The sequence below is a fragment of the Paenibacillus sp. FSL M7-0656 genome, assembly GCF_038003225.1.
Classification (GTDB): domain Bacteria; phylum Bacillota; class Bacilli; order Paenibacillales; family Paenibacillaceae; genus Paenibacillus; species Paenibacillus amylolyticus.
In genome coordinates, this window is record NZ_JBBOOT010000001.1 from 4,582,201 (window position 1) to 4,599,017 (window position 16,817).

At 47.3% G+C, this 16,817-nt stretch carries 16 protein-coding genes; 15 read left to right on the forward strand and 1 reads right to left on the reverse strand.

Annotated features, from left to right (window positions below; translation table 11 throughout):
* The first annotated feature begins 229 nt into the window (after nt 1–229).
* Genes MHI01_RS20300 through MHI01_RS20320 form a run of 5 tightly spaced genes read left to right on the forward strand, consistent with a single transcriptional unit; the run spans nt 230 to nt 3,778 of the window.
* Nucleotides 230–697 (forward strand): hypothetical protein, encoded by a 468-nt coding sequence (locus MHI01_RS20300; protein ID WP_127551550.1) that lies wholly within the window; start codon nt 230–232, stop codon nt 695–697.
* Nucleotides 697–981: a hypothetical protein gene (locus tag MHI01_RS20305; protein ID WP_036671603.1), complete on the forward strand. Its 285-nt coding sequence runs from the start codon at nt 697–699 to the stop codon at nt 979–981. Before MHI01_RS20300 ends, MHI01_RS20305 begins: the two co-directional genes overlap by 1 nt.
* Nucleotides 982–985: 4 nt before the next feature.
* Nucleotides 986–2,386 carry a glutathionylspermidine synthase family protein gene (locus MHI01_RS20310; RefSeq protein ID WP_340983977.1) on the forward strand — a complete coding sequence of 467 codons (1,401 nt, stop codon included), beginning with the start codon at nt 986–988 and terminating at the stop codon, nt 2,384–2,386.
* Nucleotides 2,368–2,772: a DUF350 domain-containing protein gene (locus MHI01_RS20315; protein WP_017691702.1), complete on the forward strand. Its 405-nt coding sequence runs from the start codon at nt 2,368–2,370 to the stop codon at nt 2,770–2,772. Before MHI01_RS20310 ends, MHI01_RS20315 begins: the two co-directional genes overlap by 19 nt.
* A gap of 58 nt (nt 2,773–2,830) precedes the next feature.
* Nucleotides 2,831–3,778 carry a nucleoside hydrolase gene (locus MHI01_RS20320; protein WP_076320098.1) on the forward strand — a complete coding sequence of 316 codons (948 nt, stop codon included), beginning with the start codon at nt 2,831–2,833 and terminating at the stop codon, nt 3,776–3,778.
* Between the two features lie 77 nt (nt 3,779–3,855).
* Here MHI01_RS20320 and MHI01_RS20325 read toward each other — a convergent pair whose 3' ends face one another.
* Nucleotides 3,856–4,383, reverse strand: a complete 528-nt coding sequence (locus MHI01_RS20325; RefSeq protein WP_340983979.1) for a heme-degrading domain-containing protein — start codon at nt 4,381–4,383, stop codon at nt 3,856–3,858.
* Between the two features lie 178 nt (nt 4,384–4,561).
* Here MHI01_RS20325 and lspA point away from each other — a divergent pair, with 178 nt between their 5' ends.
* The 10 genes from lspA (at nt 4,562) to MHI01_RS20375 (ending at nt 16,802) form a co-directional block, all read left to right on the forward strand.
* Entirely contained in the window at nt 4,562–5,053 is a 492-nt protein-coding gene (gene lspA, locus MHI01_RS20330; RefSeq protein WP_036606631.1) for a signal peptidase II, read from the forward strand.
* 618 nt (nt 5,054–5,671) lie between these two features.
* The gene (ltrA, locus tag MHI01_RS20335) at nt 5,672–6,964 is read left to right on the forward strand and encodes a group II intron reverse transcriptase/maturase (RefSeq protein WP_036669585.1); all 1,293 of its coding nucleotides are present in this window, start codon (nt 5,672–5,674) and stop codon (nt 6,962–6,964) included.
* Between the two features lie 543 nt (nt 6,965–7,507).
* Complete coding sequence (locus MHI01_RS20340) at nt 7,508–8,698, forward strand: ABC transporter substrate-binding protein (protein WP_405159433.1); 1,191 nt, start codon at nt 7,508–7,510, stop codon at nt 8,696–8,698.
* 24 nt (nt 8,699–8,722) lie between these two features.
* Entirely contained in the window at nt 8,723–9,589 is an 867-nt protein-coding gene (locus MHI01_RS20345) for a carbohydrate ABC transporter permease (RefSeq protein WP_036606633.1), read from the forward strand.
* A complete protein-coding gene (locus MHI01_RS20350) occupies nt 9,589–10,416 on the forward strand; it encodes a carbohydrate ABC transporter permease (protein ID WP_036606635.1) in 828 nt (275 codons plus the stop codon). Before MHI01_RS20345 ends, MHI01_RS20350 begins: the two co-directional genes overlap by 1 nt.
* A gap of 557 nt (nt 10,417–10,973) precedes the next feature.
* Nucleotides 10,974–12,746, forward strand: a complete 1,773-nt coding sequence (locus tag MHI01_RS20355; RefSeq protein ID WP_340983981.1) for a cache domain-containing sensor histidine kinase — start codon at nt 10,974–10,976, stop codon at nt 12,744–12,746.
* The gene (locus tag MHI01_RS20360; RefSeq protein WP_076320096.1) at nt 12,736–13,530 is read left to right on the forward strand and encodes a response regulator transcription factor; all 795 of its coding nucleotides are present in this window, start codon (nt 12,736–12,738) and stop codon (nt 13,528–13,530) included. The genes MHI01_RS20355 and MHI01_RS20360 overlap by 11 nt, the downstream gene beginning before the upstream one ends.
* A 114-nt stretch (nt 13,531–13,644) precedes the next feature.
* Nucleotides 13,645–14,964, forward strand: a complete 1,320-nt coding sequence (locus tag MHI01_RS20365) for an extracellular solute-binding protein (protein WP_036671596.1) — start codon at nt 13,645–13,647, stop codon at nt 14,962–14,964.
* Nucleotides 14,965–15,002: 38 nt separating this feature from the next.
* Complete coding sequence (locus MHI01_RS20370) at nt 15,003–15,884, forward strand: carbohydrate ABC transporter permease (RefSeq protein WP_036606643.1); 882 nt, start codon at nt 15,003–15,005, stop codon at nt 15,882–15,884.
* Nucleotides 15,885–15,938: 54 nt separating this feature from the next.
* The gene (locus MHI01_RS20375; RefSeq protein ID WP_036606719.1) at nt 15,939–16,802 is read left to right on the forward strand and encodes a carbohydrate ABC transporter permease; all 864 of its coding nucleotides are present in this window, start codon (nt 15,939–15,941) and stop codon (nt 16,800–16,802) included.
* The last annotated feature ends 15 nt before the right edge of the window (nt 16,803–16,817 follow it).

Below are 16,817 nucleotides of genomic sequence, written 5' to 3' on the forward strand. Positions count from 1 at the left end.
GAATAGAATCAATTTCATAAATCACTAAAAATGGAGTTTTGTAACTAGACATAGACAAATTAAACCATTTTGATCTATGTCTAGCCTTGATTTGAAGCAGCTAAAGGTACTATGAAATTGATTCACTAGTGTAACTTTTTTCCTTCTGATGCGTTAAATACGTTTGTATGAATTGAAACGGCTCACCTAAGAGCTCGCAAAAAGGGAGGTTATCGGTATCTATTATTCATTGACGTATCGGAGTTGGTCGGATGATCGACAGGCGGAGACGGGAGTGCTGGAACAGGCTTCAGTCACACGAGATGAACTGTTCATGCGCAAACTGGTGGATGCCACCTTGGTGAAAAACAAACTCTGGGCGCATCTGTCCAATGAATGCCAGGATGGGCGGGAACATGCAGTATATGTAACGCCATATGACCAACAGATGCCGGACGAGTACGGTGCAGCCATTGCGGATGCTGCGCTGGCGATGTGCAAAATGTCTTCCATGTACAGCGCAGAGTATATGCTCTGGAATGGAAGTTCGTTTCAGGAGTTGGAGCTCACAGCTTCATCCACCTATACAATGGAGCTTGCCGAGCAACTGTTGGACCATTACATGGTTCGCGGTGGCAAGACGTATGAGTTCATGTATTCCGTGCTGGATGCGGATCGCAAGAAAGTGTTGTTTTATATGAAAGAGGTGGATCTGTAATGAGTGACCAAGAGCGGGGGCAAGCATCAAAACCCGGATCAAAAGCAAAGCTGGTTGCTTTCTCCCTGATGCTGGCGGTTCCTGCCGTGTTATCCGGTTGTGGTAGCAACAATGATGAATGTGACCCGGAGTATGATACCGGATGTGAATATGATTCCAGCAGTGGGCACTATTACTACGGTGGGTCGTCGTATCGAAGCAATAAGGACAGTAACAGCTCCTATAGCAAATCCAAGTCCAAATCAAGCGGCTTCGGTAGCTTCTTCCGTAGCTCGGGAGGATAACCGGATGAGGCAAGTGGTTCAACTGCCGTTAAGTCACGAGGAGGTATTTCAGGGTGAAACGGAACAACAGATTCCATATCATCGAATGTACGGGAAGCAATATTGTGTGCCAGCATTAACGGTCTACTCTCCCTCGGAGGTGCTGGAACTGCATACCGCAGCCGAGGCGGTAGACGGCATTTACTGTAAAGTGATGCGATTTATCCAGCAATACATGCCGGATTCTTTTTTGGAGCATCAGCTGGGTATCCATCCGGGGCTTATTCCGGCAGCACGTATGGAGATGGTAACTGGAGGCATTACCCGTCAGGACTGGATTATCGGAGAAGCTGGGCCCAAGTGTATTGAAAATAATACGGACACTCCTACGGGTATACCGGAGGCTGCTGCATTGGAAAATATCCTGGTCGGTCTTGCTGAGGATGCCGCGTTGACTGCACCATCTGCCGAGATGGATACACGTATTCGGGAGTGTTTCAGGATATGGCTGGAATTCTATGCAGAGCAGGGATTAAAGGGTCCGGTGACGTTTACTTCTTTTGGTGAACATGTCGAAGATCGAACAAATACGGAATACTTGATGAAACGTTGTCAGGAAGCCGGATACGAAGTCTTCTATGCTCCACTTGAGGAACTGGAGATTGTTCCTGGGGAGGCGCTTTACCATCAGGGGCGGGAGATTAACTTGCTGTACCGTCTCTATCCACTGGAGTATCTGATCGATGATCGGGATGAGACGACAGGGGTGGACATTGGTGCTGCACTGCTTGAACTTGTACGTGAAGGGCGACTGGGCCTGATGAATCCCGTTCAGCATGTACTGATGCAGAGCAAAGGTTTCATGGCGGCAATCTGGTCGCTCTACGAGCGGAACGAGCAAACCCCGGAATATTGCGGGTTTACCCTCTTTGATGAAGCAGAAATGGACGTGATTTCCCGATATCTGCTGCCCACCTATTTTTCATCTGAGCCCTTCGAGCTGAACGCCATATCATATGTAGCCAAAAGCTATTGGGGGCGCGAAGGCAGAGGAACTCTTTTGCTGGATGAAGGAACGGACAATGCCTTTGGAAAGCAGGATATGGAGCATCCTCTTAACGAGGCGCTGGAATCCAATCTTGCATCTGGGGCAACAGACGAGGATGAAGAAATTACAGCGTATTACGAAAATCAGCCCAAAATCTATCAGCAGCTGGTTCCGATGGAACAGGTTGTGATCGAGACGGAAGCTGGTGCATACAGCGGCTATCTGCTTACAGGGGTGTTTGTTATCGGTGGGCGTTTGGCTGGGTTGCTGCCACGGGTCGGGGAGAAAGTAACCGGAGATATGGCCTATTATTGCGCGGCTACGGTTCGTGAACGGATGAATGATGAGGAGGAGAAGGAATGGAAAACTTGGGATTAAACCTCGTGAATGTGGCGGTGGGTGTAGGCATTCTGCTGGTGGTATTGGTATGTGGATATTTCGCTTTTAGCAAATTGACCCGGTATAACGATAGTGAGGAAATAGCCAAAGGTAACGAGGCGGCAGGCATGTACATGGGCAGCAAATTACTGGGACTGTGTATTATTGTGGGCATGGTATCTTTCTCGACGCATTCGTGGTTGGATATGCTGCTGTGGTCGGCGTTTGGAATCATTGTGCTGTGCCTGGTCTATATTATATTTGATTTCCTGATTCCAAAAATGCGGGTGTGTGACGAAATCGCACGAGGTAATATGGCGGTAGCACAGCTGCTGCGTTCGATTATCATCGGCGTTTCCATCGTCATTGGTACGTTTTTGATGTAAAATAAGACATAGTGTTTTATAGAATGTACTATATGAACGGAAGAAGGAGCGCGGCATCATGAGAAGAGTCATCATCGATACAGATACAGCAGGAGACGATACGATTGCGATCCTGACGGCATTGCATCACTTTCAGGTGGAAGGCATCACCATTACGGGCGGTAACGTACAATTCGACCAGGAGGTTGAAAATGCTCTGTACACGGTACAGGTTGCTGGACATGGCGGCAAGGTACCTGTGTATAAAGGTTGCGAGCGTCCGCTAATGGCCTACGGAAAGGCTCAGCACCGGACAGTGGAAGATGTGCATGGCGATGACGGCATGGGCGGCGCGCATTTCCCGAAGGCGGATCAGCGTCCCGAGAGCGGGCATGCGGTTGATTTTATCATTGAGAAGGTGCACGCAAATCCGGGCGAAATTGAACTTCTGGCTATTGCTCCACTGACTAACATTGCGATGGCAATTCAGAAAGACCCCACGATTATCCCGGAGATTGCTCACCTGTACATCATGGGCGGAACGAATAATGCACTGGGCAATATCACACCGGCGGCGGAGTATAACTTCTACGTGGACCCGGAAGCAGCGAAAATTGTACTGCATGCAGGCATTCCAATCACGATGGTTGGCTGGGAGATGTGCACGCAATATTCAGTGATGGACGATGACGATCATGCAGAGATTGCGGCTCTGGGTACATCGGGTGCCGATTTCTTCACTGCAATCAACAAAGTGGTTATGCAGTTCAACAAGTCGGTACATAAACTCAATGGCACCACTCATCCTGATACGTTGTTGATGGCTGTAGCCGCGGATGAATCCATCATGACCAAGTCGGGTCAATATTATGTGGACGTGGAAGCGGCAGGAGAACTGACACGTGGATATAGCGTGGTCGATATCAACGGACGTTTTGGCAAAGAGCCGAATGTACGTGTCTGTGAAGCCATCGATCGGCCCAAGTTCAAATCCATGCTGCTGGACGTTCTCTCAGCGATCCAATAAACGCAGGAATTTAACTACAGGAAAAAGAAGAAAATCCGTGCCTATCCCAGGTACGGATTTTTTTTGCTCATTTTAATCTAATCTTGCTGCAACAAAAACGAGTGAATGCCTGTCGTGACCAGATCATGGTCTTCCTCATCAGGCAAACCCGATACTGTAATGGTGCCGACCTGTCCCTCATTTTTCAGAATCAGTGGGAAAGCACCACCAGCCAGGACACAGTCCGATGAAGGCAGATTGAAGTCTTGCTCAAGTGTTTGATTTTCGCTTCTCAACCGCAGAGCCGTGTGCCAAGAGCTGGAGGAGAAATGATTCACCACGTTGTTCTTGCGTCGAATCCAGTCTTCGTTGTCGGGATGAGTGCCTTCCATCGCATGCAAAAAGAGACGATGTCCCTTCAGGGTTATGTCGATGGTCACGGCTTGGGAACGACGCTTCGCTTCTTCAACCAGATGCAGGCCAAGGTTAAGTGCCATTTCAGAATTAAATGTGCCAAATACCAAGTCCTTTTCTTCCTGTTGCATTTCCTTTAATTTCTCTGTCATGGTCAGGTTCAAATTACAGACATCCCCTTTACGTATATGATTGATGTCTACATTCGACATGGATTGGTGTAGTCCCTTCTGGATGCAGTCTGAACGATGTTAGTGGACGTTATTTGCGTGGTTAAAGACCGTTCATTTGGAGACCGTACATCGGCTGTGGTAAAGTGAAGGGAAACTAATATACATAACTCTTAAAGTTAAAATAAGTTATTGCTACGTAGGCAGGAGGAGAAGCACGATGCTGTTTTATTTTGTAGCACTGCTGGTGACTTTGGTGGATCAGGGAACCAAGATTGCAGTGAGGATGTATATGGAAGTTGGCGACGTCATGAGACTGGGTAACTCGGGCATGCAGTTACAGCATTACGAGAACAGTGGAATGGCGGGCAGCATGTTTCAGGGAAATGCGCGTCTGTTCGGTGTAATTGCTGTTCTGTTCATAGCAGGCATGCTGTATTACCGGAGTAAAGGTGAGATTCGCGGTTTCTGGATGCAAGCTGGCGCGGGTTTTATGGTTGGCGGGGCGTTGGGAAATGCAATCGATCGATTTATCTATGCCCGGGTAACGGATTTCCTCGTATTTCCGTCAGGACGCGGGATTTTGAATCTCGCTGATGTCGCAATTAACATCGGTGTGGTCATGATTATCATTGGCATGTTGATTCGTGCATATCAGAGTTATCGGGCCAAGCGTTTACGTAATGCTTTGCCGAAAGCAGAACGTTCGTAATAGGTTGGATAAAAGCGTTACAGTGGCTGAATATAAGCTTATTAAATGAGGGACATTGGATATCATCCAGTGTCCTTTTTGTTATGCCGCGTGCCCAGAGGCACGCATGATCTTGTTGGTGAAAGTCCAACCCAAGGAGGGGCCAAGCCACCTTGGTAGCTAGGATGCTTGCATATGGCGAAATCTGTGTGCAAAAGCGCATCGACAAAAGTACCTGTCAGAAACAGGGCGAGCAACAAGCCAGGCCGTAACATGAAGTGAATCCTGCCGCGTCGTCAAAAAGGCCCTGCAAGGGGGAAAAGAAGGTGCCGAGTCTCGGTCATATAGATGAAGGCCAAGGAAGCTGTGCAGAACTTGGAACAACAGTGAAGAACCTTCCGGCGTAAAGGGAGCGGCATGGCTTGAAAGATCATGCAGTGAACTGGGGAGACCCTCCCCCACACGGATTTTTTTTTTAGGAATTCGTAAAGAGATGCTCTATAAGTCCAAAAGACGAAGTGAAACGTCTGTGGGAAGGGAGTCCGAGGGGCTCATAGTACCGAAGAACCCAAGGACAACATAACCTTGGGGAGGGAAGGAGCCCTGCTTTGTTTATGCTTTTGGAGGAGGTACGAGTGAGTGAATGCCAATCGGCTAACAACACCAAAGGAAAAAGTTCAACAACTCCAAGAAAAGCTAGGTCATGTGGCCAAGGAGAACAGCAAGCGTAAATTCCATGCCTTGTACGACAAAGTCTACCGGGGAGATGTTTTGTGCGAAGCCTGGAGACGAGTGAAAGCGAACAAGGGAGCAGCAGGAGTAGATGCCATGACGCTGGCAGATGTGGAGGAACAAGGAGAAATGAACTTCCTTAAGGACTGCGAACGAGCGTTGAAAGAAGGCAACTACCATCCGCAGCCTGTACGGCGGCACTATATCCCCAAGAAAGATGGGAAGCAAAGGCCGCTGGGCATACCCACCGTGCGCGACCGAGTCATACAGATGGCAACGAAACTGGTAATTGAACCCATCTTTGAAGTGGATTTTGAGGACGTATCCTTCGGATTTCGCCCAAAACGAAGTGCGAAAGGAGCGCTGGAACGAATTCGGAAAGCCTGCAACCGCAAAGGGAATTGGGTAGTCGACGTCGATATCCAAGGTTACTTCGATAACATTAATCAAGAGAAGCTTATGAAATTGGTGCAGATGCGCATCAACGACAGGCGGATACTGAAATTAATACGGAAGTGGCTTCAGGCGGGAGTGATGGAAGAAGGAAACGTAAGGCGCTCCGATTTAGGAACGCCGCAAGGTGGTGTGATCTCACCGCTTCTGGCGAATATCTATCTGAACTATTTTGACCGACTATGGGAGAAACATGGAAGAGGTCTGGGAGAACTGACAAGGTATGCAGACGACTTTGTAGTCATCTGTAAAACCAAAAAGGACGCCGAGCATGCGTATGAACACATAGGCAAAATTATGGAACGTCTGGAGCTAACCCTGCACCCGACCAAAACTCGCATTGTAGGTCTATGGACAGGAAACGAGGGATTCGACTTCTTAGGAATGCACCACCGAAAAACGAAAGCAGAAACGTCGCAAGGGAAGGTATATTACACCACACAGCAATGGCTAACCAAAAAGGCGGAAGAACGAATTCGTGGAGTCATTAAAGAGCGATTATCCCCACCGAGTATGCGATCTAGATCGTTTGCGGAACATGTGAAATGGCTCAATCCGAAAATTCAAGGGTGGAGAAACTATTACTACACGAGTTACAGCCAAAAGAGACTAGCTAAGCTGGATTGGTATATGTTGCAACGGTTAACACGGTGGTACGCGAAGAAGAGACAACGCAGAAAATGGATGGGTTCAATAGCTGAGGTTAAGTACATCGCCAGTCAATATGAATTAAAAACGCTATTGTAATCTGCATGCCCATGAATGACAAACATCGGAAAGCCGTATGAGGGAAAACCTCACGTACGGTTTGATGAGGAGAGGCTGGGTTTTGCCCAGCCTTTTACTCTAGTGATTCAGGTCATGGGAAGAACTGCCGTGATTCATTTTTACCGAAACCGTTTTAGAAATAATAAAGACGTATATTATCCATTCAGATTGAAGTCGGTTTGGAAGGATTAACCAAATGGTTATTTCACCATTTGGATGGGTAAATCTTTACGTATATAAAGTGAAACTAAGATATACACGAACACGGAGAGTGCAGAACCAATCTGAAGAAGCGCAGCTAAAAGCTTTCTGAAAGAAAGCTGCTTCGAAAGCATACGCTAAAATCGGATTTTCCCTTTGAGGAAGGGAATCAAAAAAATCTGGGGATAACAACGATCGGAAGATGGTACTGCAATCGGAGTGACACTGTGTAAATCACATTAGTTCAATTTATTAAGCTGAGGGAGGTACAACATGAGAACAACGCTTACCAAGGCTCTCGGGACAATGTTGCTGTGTGGAATGATGGCTGTACTTTTATCTTCCTGTACCAGTGGAGATAGCGCGAATGGCAAAGTGCAGATTGAATTTTTCCAGAACAAGCCTGAAGCCAAAACAACCTTTGATGAATTGATCAAGACGTTCAACGCGGAGCATAACGATATTCAGGTGACCCAGGTGAATCCGCCAGATGCGGAGACGGTCTTAAAAACGCGTGTAGTCAAAAATGATATACCGGATATTATGGCCATGGGTGCAACCGACACCTATTCCATTCTGGCTCAGAGTGATATTTTCACCGATCTGACGGACAGCTCATTACTCCAGACGATTGATCCGAACTACATACAAATGCTGAAGGATCTCACAGGCATGGACGAAGTGACTGGTATTCCTTACGCGACTAATGCAAACGGCATCATGTACAACAAAACGCTGTTTAAGGAAATGGGATTGGACGTGCCCAAGACGTGGGATGAACTCATTGCAACCGCCCAAAAGATTAAGGATGCAGGTGAGATTCCATTTTACTTCACATACAAGGATGACTGGCAGACGAGCCTGCCGTTCAATGCACTAGCCTCCAATCTGGTTGGTATTGATTTCTACCAAGAGCGACGCGATAACAAAGTGACGTTCAAGGAGAAGTACCGCGAGGTAGCTGAGAAGCAACTGGAACTCATGAAATACGGTCACGGCGATAACTTTGGTAAAGCTTATTCGGACGGTAACCGTGCCTTTGCTAACGGTGAAGCTTTCATGTACATCCAGGGAACCTGGGCCATCTCGGAGATTCGCAAAGCGAACCCAAATGTTGACATTGGTTTTTTCCCATTCCCTACGGGGAACGATGCAAGCGAGATCAAGCTGGTGAACGGGATCGACTCCCTGTTTACCATTGCGGCGGACACGCCTAATCGCGAACAGGCAGAGACGTTTATTGCGTTTCTATTAGAGCCTGAAAATATCGGAAGATATATTGACGAACAGACGCTGTTCTCTGCGGTAGAAGGCGTGAAGCAGGATGATCCTGCCGTACAGGAATTGATGCCTTATATCGAGCAGGGCAAGGTTATTGACTTTCCCGATCACTATATTCCGGCTGCGGTGCAGCTGAATTCCATCGTACAGTCCTTTTTGCAGAACCAAAACATCGACAACTATCTAGATACACTCGACAAAGAATGGGACAAGGTTGCTAATCGGCGTTAAGCCTTGTCAGAAGGAGGATGGAGTATGAACAAGCGTATCGCACCTTATTACTGGATGACGGTTCCGGCGGTAGTATTGTTCTTTGTATTTATGACGCTGCCGGCCCTCCAGGGCATCTATTATTCATTTACGAATTATAACGGATTCGGGAAAGAGTATGATTTTGTTGGCTTCAAAAACTATTTCAACTTGTTCCAGGATGACAATGTAGGCAACGCCTACTGGTTTACGTTCAAGTTCGCGATCGTTGTGACGATCCTGACCAATATTCTGAGTCTACTCATTGCACTCGGGCTGAATGCCAAGATCAAGTTCCGTAACTTTTTCCGCGGCATCTACTTCCTGCCCAATATTCTGAGTGTACTGATCGTAGGTTACATATTTAACTACCTGTTCTCCAACGTATTCCCGATCTGGGGACAAAATCTGGGCATCAACGCGCTATCCACCAACATTCTCGGCAGCGAGAGTCTGGCTTGGATCGGTATCGTCATTGTTGCAGTATGGCAATCGGTGGCCCTGAATACAATTCTGTATTTGGCTGGTCTGCAAACGATACCAACGACACTGTACGAGGCTTCCAACCTCGACGGCGCAGGCAAATGGCGTGAATTCTGGAGTATTACATTCCCGCTCATTGCTCCATTCTTCACCATTAATATGGTGCTGGCGATGAAAAATTCACTTATGGTCTTCGACCAAATCGTAGCCTTGACCAACGGTGGTCCCGGACGGGCGACGCAGTCCATCTCCCACTTGATCTATACCGGTGGATTTGAGGGCGGCGAATATGCATATCAATCTGCGAACTCGGTTATTTACTTCATCGTTATTGCGGTGATTTCAATCCTGCAAATCCGGTTCCTGCAAAGAAGGGAGATGGATCTGTAATGAGAAGCCGTACACGAATCAATTGGCTCGTTATGCTGCTTGTTGTGCTGGGTACCTTGTTTATCCTGTTCCCATTGTATATGACCGTTACGATTGCTTTGAAAAATCCGGAACAGATGGCCCAATCGGTCTTTGCCATTCCGACGACACTTCACTGGGAGAATTTCGCGAGGGCCATCGACATGACAAACTTCTTCCAATCGTTCCGTAACAGTGCAATCGTTACCGCATCCACCGTGCTTTTGACGTTGCTCAGTAACTCGATGGTGGCCTATGCGATTGCACGGAATATGGAGAAACGCAAGTTTTTCAAAGGACTGTATTATTACTTCGTCAGCGCGATGTTCATTCCGTTCCCAATCATCATGCTGCCGATTGTTAAACTGACCGCATCGCTGGAGATGACAAATCTGGTAGGTCTGATCCTGCTGCACACGGTATATGGTTTGGCATTTAACGTATTTGTGTACGTTGGATACATCCGGTCCATTCCGGTAGCGCTGGAGGAAGCGGCGTTTGTGGATGGGGCGACAACTTGGGGCACGTTCTGGAAAATCATTTTCCCGCTCATGGCACCCATCAGTGCCACGGTTGGTATTCTGACTTGCCTGTCCACGTACAACGACTTCTTGCTGCCACTCATTATTATCAGTGATCCGGGACAGTACACGCTGCCGCTGGTACAGTATGTATTCCAAGGACAGTTCAATACCGAGTTTAACCTTGCGTTTGCATCCTACCTGCTCGCATTGCTGCCGATGATTATCATCTACCTGTTTGCACAGAAGTGGATCATCAACGGGGTTACCCAAGGGTCCGTGAAATAACTGAAGATGTGTCACAGAGAAGGATATGTGTGAAGGGATATGAACAAAGAGAGGTGGACTTTAAAAGTCCCCTCTCTTTTTTTGATCCTTGTCATTTAACGTTTGGGAACTATTCGGGAGGATTGATTAACCTGTAAAACTATGCTATTTTTTAGTCGTTAGTTTAATCGATAAACAAAGACTAAGAGAGAAGAAGAGTAAGGTTCATTTCTGCAAGCGCTTTAACTATATAAATGAACTAAACATTTACACGAGAACGGAGAGGGCAGAAATAACCTGAAAAAGCGGAGCTAAAAGCTTTCTGAAAGAAAGCTGCATCGGAAGCATATGCTTCGCCTTTATCACCGGATTTTCCCCTTTAAAAAGGGAATCAAAAAATCTGGGGATAACAGCGATTGGAAGGTTATTCTGTCATCGTAGTGGCTAGTGTAAATATTCTTTTGTTCATTTTATATAGAAGAACTGAATACGTAGATAAATCCGGCATCGTTTGTACCCAGTCTTCAAGAGCACGGGCGTAGGTGGTGGGTTCTTTTTCATGCGAAAAAGAGAGGAGAATGGGGAAGTTGCACGGGAAAAAAGGACATTTTAACTCACTTCGGAATCAGATCTTCATTGGTTTTGTTATGGTGATGCTTGTTGTTCTGCTGCTCGCAGGCATATCGGCTTATGATCGGGTAGCTGCCCTGCTGAAAAGCAATGCGGAGAAACATATTCACCAAACCGCCGTCCAAGCCAGTGGCAGATTGGATGCAATCATTGCACAAGTGAATTCGCTGACTGCCCAGGTGGCGGATGATGCATATGTGCAACGTCTGCTCAGCGATGAGAAACAAGGCAACCCGGCGACCTTTAATCAGCGCCAAGCTCTCTTGCAGATTGCAGGCAGTTATCAGTCTTTCATTAATGGCGCACAAAGTATGGAGATATACACTACGGGTTATAACCGCATCTTTCCGATGGATGACCGATCCCTCGATCTCAGAGTGGAGCGCAACTGGATCAACCTGGCGGATGAAGGAAAAGGCAGACTGGTATGGGCAGGCGCTGACCCTGAAGATCCGGGTGTGCTCCTGGCTATTCGGCGGATTAACCTGCTGGATCATTCTTTCGAACACGGAGGTTATGTGGTGGTGCGGATGCAGCGTAGTTTTTTTCAACTCAATGATTCGAATGGGACAGATGGTTCGCAGGACTCTATCATGCTCTTGGATGGTGCAGGCGAAGTGGTGAGTTCCGATCTGGAAATTAATCTCGATCCAAAGGCCATATTGGACAGCGGATCAGTCGTGCAGAACGGGGAGGAATCCTATATCGTTGTCAGGCAAAAATCGGAGTTAACGGGATGGACACTTGCTGTCCTGACCCCGTTGCGGGAGACAACGGAAGGTGTATCCATCCTGAGAACAGCGTTGCTCGTCTCGGGAATGATTGGTGTTGTTCTGTTCCTTATCATGTCCTTCTTCCTGTCCACCATGATTACACGTCCACTCATACGGCTGATGCGGGCCATGCGCAGTGCAGAGCCGGGAGCAATGAGACCTAATCTAATGGTTAGCTCTACGATGGAGATCAATGAACTTAACAACGTATATAACCAGATGGTCTACAGGCAGAATGAATTGACCCGTGTGGTTCATGAGAAGGAAGTCATGCAGTCCCGGGCTGAGCTGAAGGCGTTGCAGTCTCAGATTAATCCCCATTTTCTATTCAACACACTGGAGGCATTCTATTGGTCCCTTGAGGAGAAGGGAGACGAGGAGATGGCACGTATGGTTGTGGCGATGTCCCGATTATTTCGTTATATCATCTCCAGTTCGCAGCAGGATGAATGGGTTACGATTGCCGACGAGCTGGAACACGCCGAGCGTTATCTTCAAATTATGCAGATGCGGTTGGGAGAGAGAATGCAATGGGAGATTCAGCTGAGTGATACGGTGCGTAAGGTCGCAATACCGAAACTGCTCATACAGCCCTTAGTGGAAAATGCGATTCTCCATGGGATTGAAAGTAAACTGGGACCGGGAAAGATAAGCATCCATGTGGATGCTTTGACCGAGAAAAATCTGGTTTGCATTAAGGTTCGGGATGATGGTCCCGGTATGGATGAATCACGGCTTCAAGCTGTCATTCAAGCTTTACATGGTGGCCCCCCTGTATCTAACAAGGGTACAGGTGTAGGTCTAATCAACGTACATCGGCGACTGATGCTTTACTTTGGCAGCCAACTTGGCGAACGTTGCAAGCTTTCCATAACAAGTAAGGTTGGGGAAGGGACTGTCATTTGCTTTGAGATTCCCATGGGAACGGAGGGTGCATATGATTCATGACAAAACAATTCTTATCGTGGATGATGAGCCGCGTACAAGAGAGGGTATTCGCAAAACACTGGAAGGATGGTCGGCAGGACGAAATCACATTCAGACTGCAGAAAGTGGCGTCGAGGCTGTGGAATGGCTCAAGAAAAAGCCGGCAGATCTGTTAATAACGGATGTTCGCATGCCGGAATTCTCTGGCTTGTCTCTGATTGAAGCCATTCAACATTTTTCGAACAAGCCTGTTGTCCTGATTATGTCGGGACATGCCGATTTTCAATACGCCCAGCAGGCCATTAAGTTGGGTGTTGTGGAGTATATGTTGAAACCGATTGATAAGGAACAATTGCTGCAGACCGTCGAAAAAGCCCTAAAGTTCAGCGAACAACAGCGACGTATTCAAACGATGCAAGAAATGGTTGACCCCAAGTTGCTGGATGTTAAGGAGCGAGGGGAACAGAGGCTCAATAGCCAGATCAGTGAAGCTTTGACCTATGTGGATACTCATCTGGGTGAACATGTAACCATGCGTGAAATCGCTGATTTACTCCATCTCAACTCCAGTTACTTCAGCGTATTGTTTAAGGAACAGATCGGCATCAATTTTAGTGAATACCTTACCCGCAAACGCATTCAGCGCGCGAAGGAGTTGCTTGTGCAGACAACGATGCCAATCTCGGAGATTGCGGAACAGGTGGGTTATCAGACGGATAAGTATTTTATCACAGTATTTAAAAGCCTTGAGGGGCTAAGTCCAAGCAAATATCGGCATTCCCTATCTGAACGAAATAACAAATAACCTCAAAAAAGTGGAGTTTTTCCAAATTGTTCTGGTCTTATAGGTGTGATAGGCGCGTGCTACAATTTGGTTAAAGCGGTTACATTAACCGATAAAACCAAGGGGGTTGGAATAATGAGCAAAAAGACGATGGCCATTCTTCTGTCATGGACGCTGGTTCTCGCCGTAATTTTATCCGGTTGTAACAGTTCAAGTTCGGATGAAGAGGGTGAAACAGGCAGCAACGGCACAGATGGGAAAGTAACCCTCAAATTTATGCACCTCTGGCCAGCAGGCAGTTCCGCACAGCAAAACAAACTGGTCAACGATATCATCAAGCAGTATCAAACGGATCATCCGAATGTAACCATTAAGCAGGAAGTGCTGGAGAATGAACAATATAAGAACAAATTGAAAATCCTGTCGGCATCCAATGAACTTCCCGATGTTGGTGTAACTTGGGCTGCTGGATTTCTGGAGCCTTATGTGAAGGGGAACCTGTTCGCACCGGTCGATGATCTGTTGAGTGACTCGCTGGGCGAGAAATTCATAGCCGGAACAACAGAAGCTTATGCGATAGACGGTAAAACATATGCGCTACCAATCGAGTTGAATATCTCCCCCATTTATTATAACAAAGCCATTTTTGCAAAATATAACTTGCAGCCGCCAGCAACGTACGATGAATTCCTGAGTGTGCTGAAGACACTGACAGAGAACGGTGAGGTTCCGATCGCACTGGGCAATAAAGACCGCTGGACCGGCTCACTCTGGTATATGTATCTGGCGAATCGGTTAGGTGGAGATGCACTGGAAAAGGCCATCAATGGCTCTGGCAAGTTTGACGACCCTGCACTGACTCAAGCTGCTGCCGAGGTACAAAAACTGGTGGATATGAATGCTTTCAACAAAGGCTTTAACGGGTTGTCTAACGATGAGGGTAAATCCGAATTCATGAACGAAAAAGCTGCTATGTATCTGATGGGTACCTGGGAACTGCCAAACTTCACGACTAACCCGGACATCCCGCAGGAATTTAAGGACAAAATCGGATTTTTCAAATTCCCAACAATGGAAGATGGCAAGAGCGACATTAACAGCTGGGTAGGTGGTCCAGGCGTAGGGTTGTTCGTTGCCCAGAACTCCAAAGTGAAGGAAGAAGCGCAGAAGTTTGTGCAATACTTTGTGGAAAAATGGGGTGAAAGTTCGGTAACTGAGGCAGGCGTCATCCCGGCAACCAAAGTAGATACGGCGGCAGTACAGTTGCCACAGCTCTATATTGACCTGCTGAACGAATTGAATCAGGCCAGCAGCCTTACACTCTTTGCAGATGTACAGATGAAACCGGCAGCCGCTCAGGCACATCTGGACATGATTCAGGCATTGTTTGGCAAAGCGGTAACACCGGAGGACTTTGTAAAGAATCATCAGGCTGCAATTGATAAAGGCAATTGACGTACACACGTTTGAACGCTTGAAGGGAGGATAATGTGATGGACAAAGTCATGTCCAACCGTCTCGTTGCTGCGTTGTACGTGCTTCCTGCACTGCTTCTGCTGCTGGTCTTGGTGTACATCCCGATCGTGCTCACCGGGTATTATGGGTTGATGCAATGGGACGGGATCGGTGCAATGACCTTTATTGGATTGGATAATTACGCCAGACTTCTTCAAGACGGAACATTCTGGCAGAGTGCGAATCATACCTTTTTGCTTGCTTTGTTCTCTGCGCTGAGTCTGATCGGTTATCTGATGATTGCTTTGGTGCTGTCAGGCAAGATCAAGGGTGCCAATCTGTTCCGTAAAATATATTTGATCCCGATGCTGCTGTCTTCGGTCGCGATCGCCCAGTTATGGCTGAAGATCTATCATCCCAGCAATGGTGTGCTAAACACCTTTCTGGAAGCGATCGGCTTCAGCAATCCGCCAGCCTGGCTGGCGGAGCCATCCCTGGTGTTGTATGCACTGTTCGTGCCGATTCTATGGCAGTATGCAGGCTTCTATATTTTGATCTATTATGCGGCCCTCAAAAATATTCCGGAATCTCTGGTGGAAGCAGCCCGGATTGATGGAGCAAGCCCTTGGCAGATCGCTTTTCGAATCAAGCTGCCCCTTATTACAGAAGTCATCAAGGTGACTGTAGTACTGGCTGTGGTAGGCTCACTCAAGTATTTTGATCTCATCTACGTGATGACCGATGGCGGACCGAATGGTTCCAGCGAAGTGATGGCCTCCTATATGTATCGTCAGGCGTTCCGTAGCTTCGACTTTGGTTACGGCAGTGCTGTAGGGTTCTTCCTGCTCTTGATCTGTCTGCTTGTTACCTGGCTGCTTCGAAAAGCGACAGCATCCAAAGATACGATCCAGTATTCCTGACGTAAGTGAAATGAAAGGAGGTCCATCCCGGTGAAGACGGATACGGCCGTTAGATTGCCAACTTACCCGGGGACAAGCCGAGGTTCGGCATGGTTAAGGAGATTTGGCTATATTCTGCTGTATTTCCTCTTGTCCCTGGTAGCTTTGCTGCAAATTTTACCTTTGGTATGGCTACTGTTGTTCTCGCTTAAAAATAATCAGGAAGTATTCGACATGGCGCCTTTTTCCCTTCCTGCCACTCCGCGTTGGGAAAACTATGTCAAGGTATGGACAGAGGGAAATATCAGCTTGTACTTCTTCAACAGTGTATGGATTACGGTGGTCTCGGTGGTGATCACCGTGCTGTTCGCCAGTCTGGTGACCTTTGCCATTACACGTATGCGCTGGAAAGGTCGTTCGCTGGTGCTGGGGCTGTTCATGGTGGGTCTGATGATCCCTGTACACTCCACGTTGATCCCGCTGTTCAGCTTGTTCCTGAAGCTTCATCTCACAGATCATCCTTTGTCAGTCATCCTGTCTTATATTGCCTTTAATATGCCAATTACCATTATGATTCTACTTGGATTCTACTACGCTCTCCCCCGGGAAGTGGAAGAAGCCGCAGTGATGGATGGTTGCTCCGTGCATCGGATTTTCTTTCGGATTGTGCTGCCGATGACGTCTTCGGTCATTTCCACAACGGCGATCATTAACATGATCTATAACTGGAATGAATTCATCTTTGTTAATACGTTCATCAGTACAGATTCGTACAAAACCCTGACTGTTGGGGTACAGAACTTTATTGGTCAATACACAACGGATTGGGGAGCCATTGGTGCAACGCTGATGATTAGCATTATGCCAATCCTGATTGCTTTTCTCATCTTGAGTAATCGAATTGTGGAGGGCATTGCTGCGGGTTCTGTTAAAGGTTAAAAGGTTGAGGGTCCA

Coding starts and splice junctions, on each gene's coding strand:
- MHI01_RS20305 (WP_036671603.1), top strand. CDS start 697: ATGAGTGACCAAGAGCGGGGGCAAGCATCAAAACCCGGATCAAAAGCA.
- MHI01_RS20310 (WP_340983977.1), top strand. CDS start 986: ATGAGGCAAGTGGTTCAACTGCCGTTAAGTCACGAGGAGGTATTTCAG.
- MHI01_RS20315 (WP_017691702.1), top strand. CDS start 2,368: ATGGAAAACTTGGGATTAAACCTCGTGAATGTGGCGGTGGGTGTAGGC.
- MHI01_RS20320 (WP_076320098.1), top strand. CDS start 2,831: ATGAGAAGAGTCATCATCGATACAGATACAGCAGGAGACGATACGATT.
- MHI01_RS20325 (WP_340983979.1), bottom strand. CDS start 4,383: ATGTCGAATGTAGACATCAATCATATACGTAAAGGGGATGTCTGTAAT.
- lspA (WP_036606631.1), top strand. CDS start 4,562: ATGCTGTTTTATTTTGTAGCACTGCTGGTGACTTTGGTGGATCAGGGA.
- MHI01_RS20340 (WP_405159433.1), top strand. CDS start 7,508: ATGATGGCTGTACTTTTATCTTCCTGTACCAGTGGAGATAGCGCGAAT.
- MHI01_RS20345 (WP_036606633.1), top strand. CDS start 8,723: ATGAACAAGCGTATCGCACCTTATTACTGGATGACGGTTCCGGCGGTA.
- MHI01_RS20350 (WP_036606635.1), top strand. CDS start 9,589: ATGAGAAGCCGTACACGAATCAATTGGCTCGTTATGCTGCTTGTTGTG.
- MHI01_RS20355 (WP_340983981.1), top strand. CDS start 10,974: ATGGGGAAGTTGCACGGGAAAAAAGGACATTTTAACTCACTTCGGAAT.
- MHI01_RS20360 (WP_076320096.1), top strand. CDS start 12,736: ATGATTCATGACAAAACAATTCTTATCGTGGATGATGAGCCGCGTACA.
- MHI01_RS20365 (WP_036671596.1), top strand. CDS start 13,645: ATGAGCAAAAAGACGATGGCCATTCTTCTGTCATGGACGCTGGTTCTC.
- MHI01_RS20370 (WP_036606643.1), top strand. CDS start 15,003: ATGGACAAAGTCATGTCCAACCGTCTCGTTGCTGCGTTGTACGTGCTT.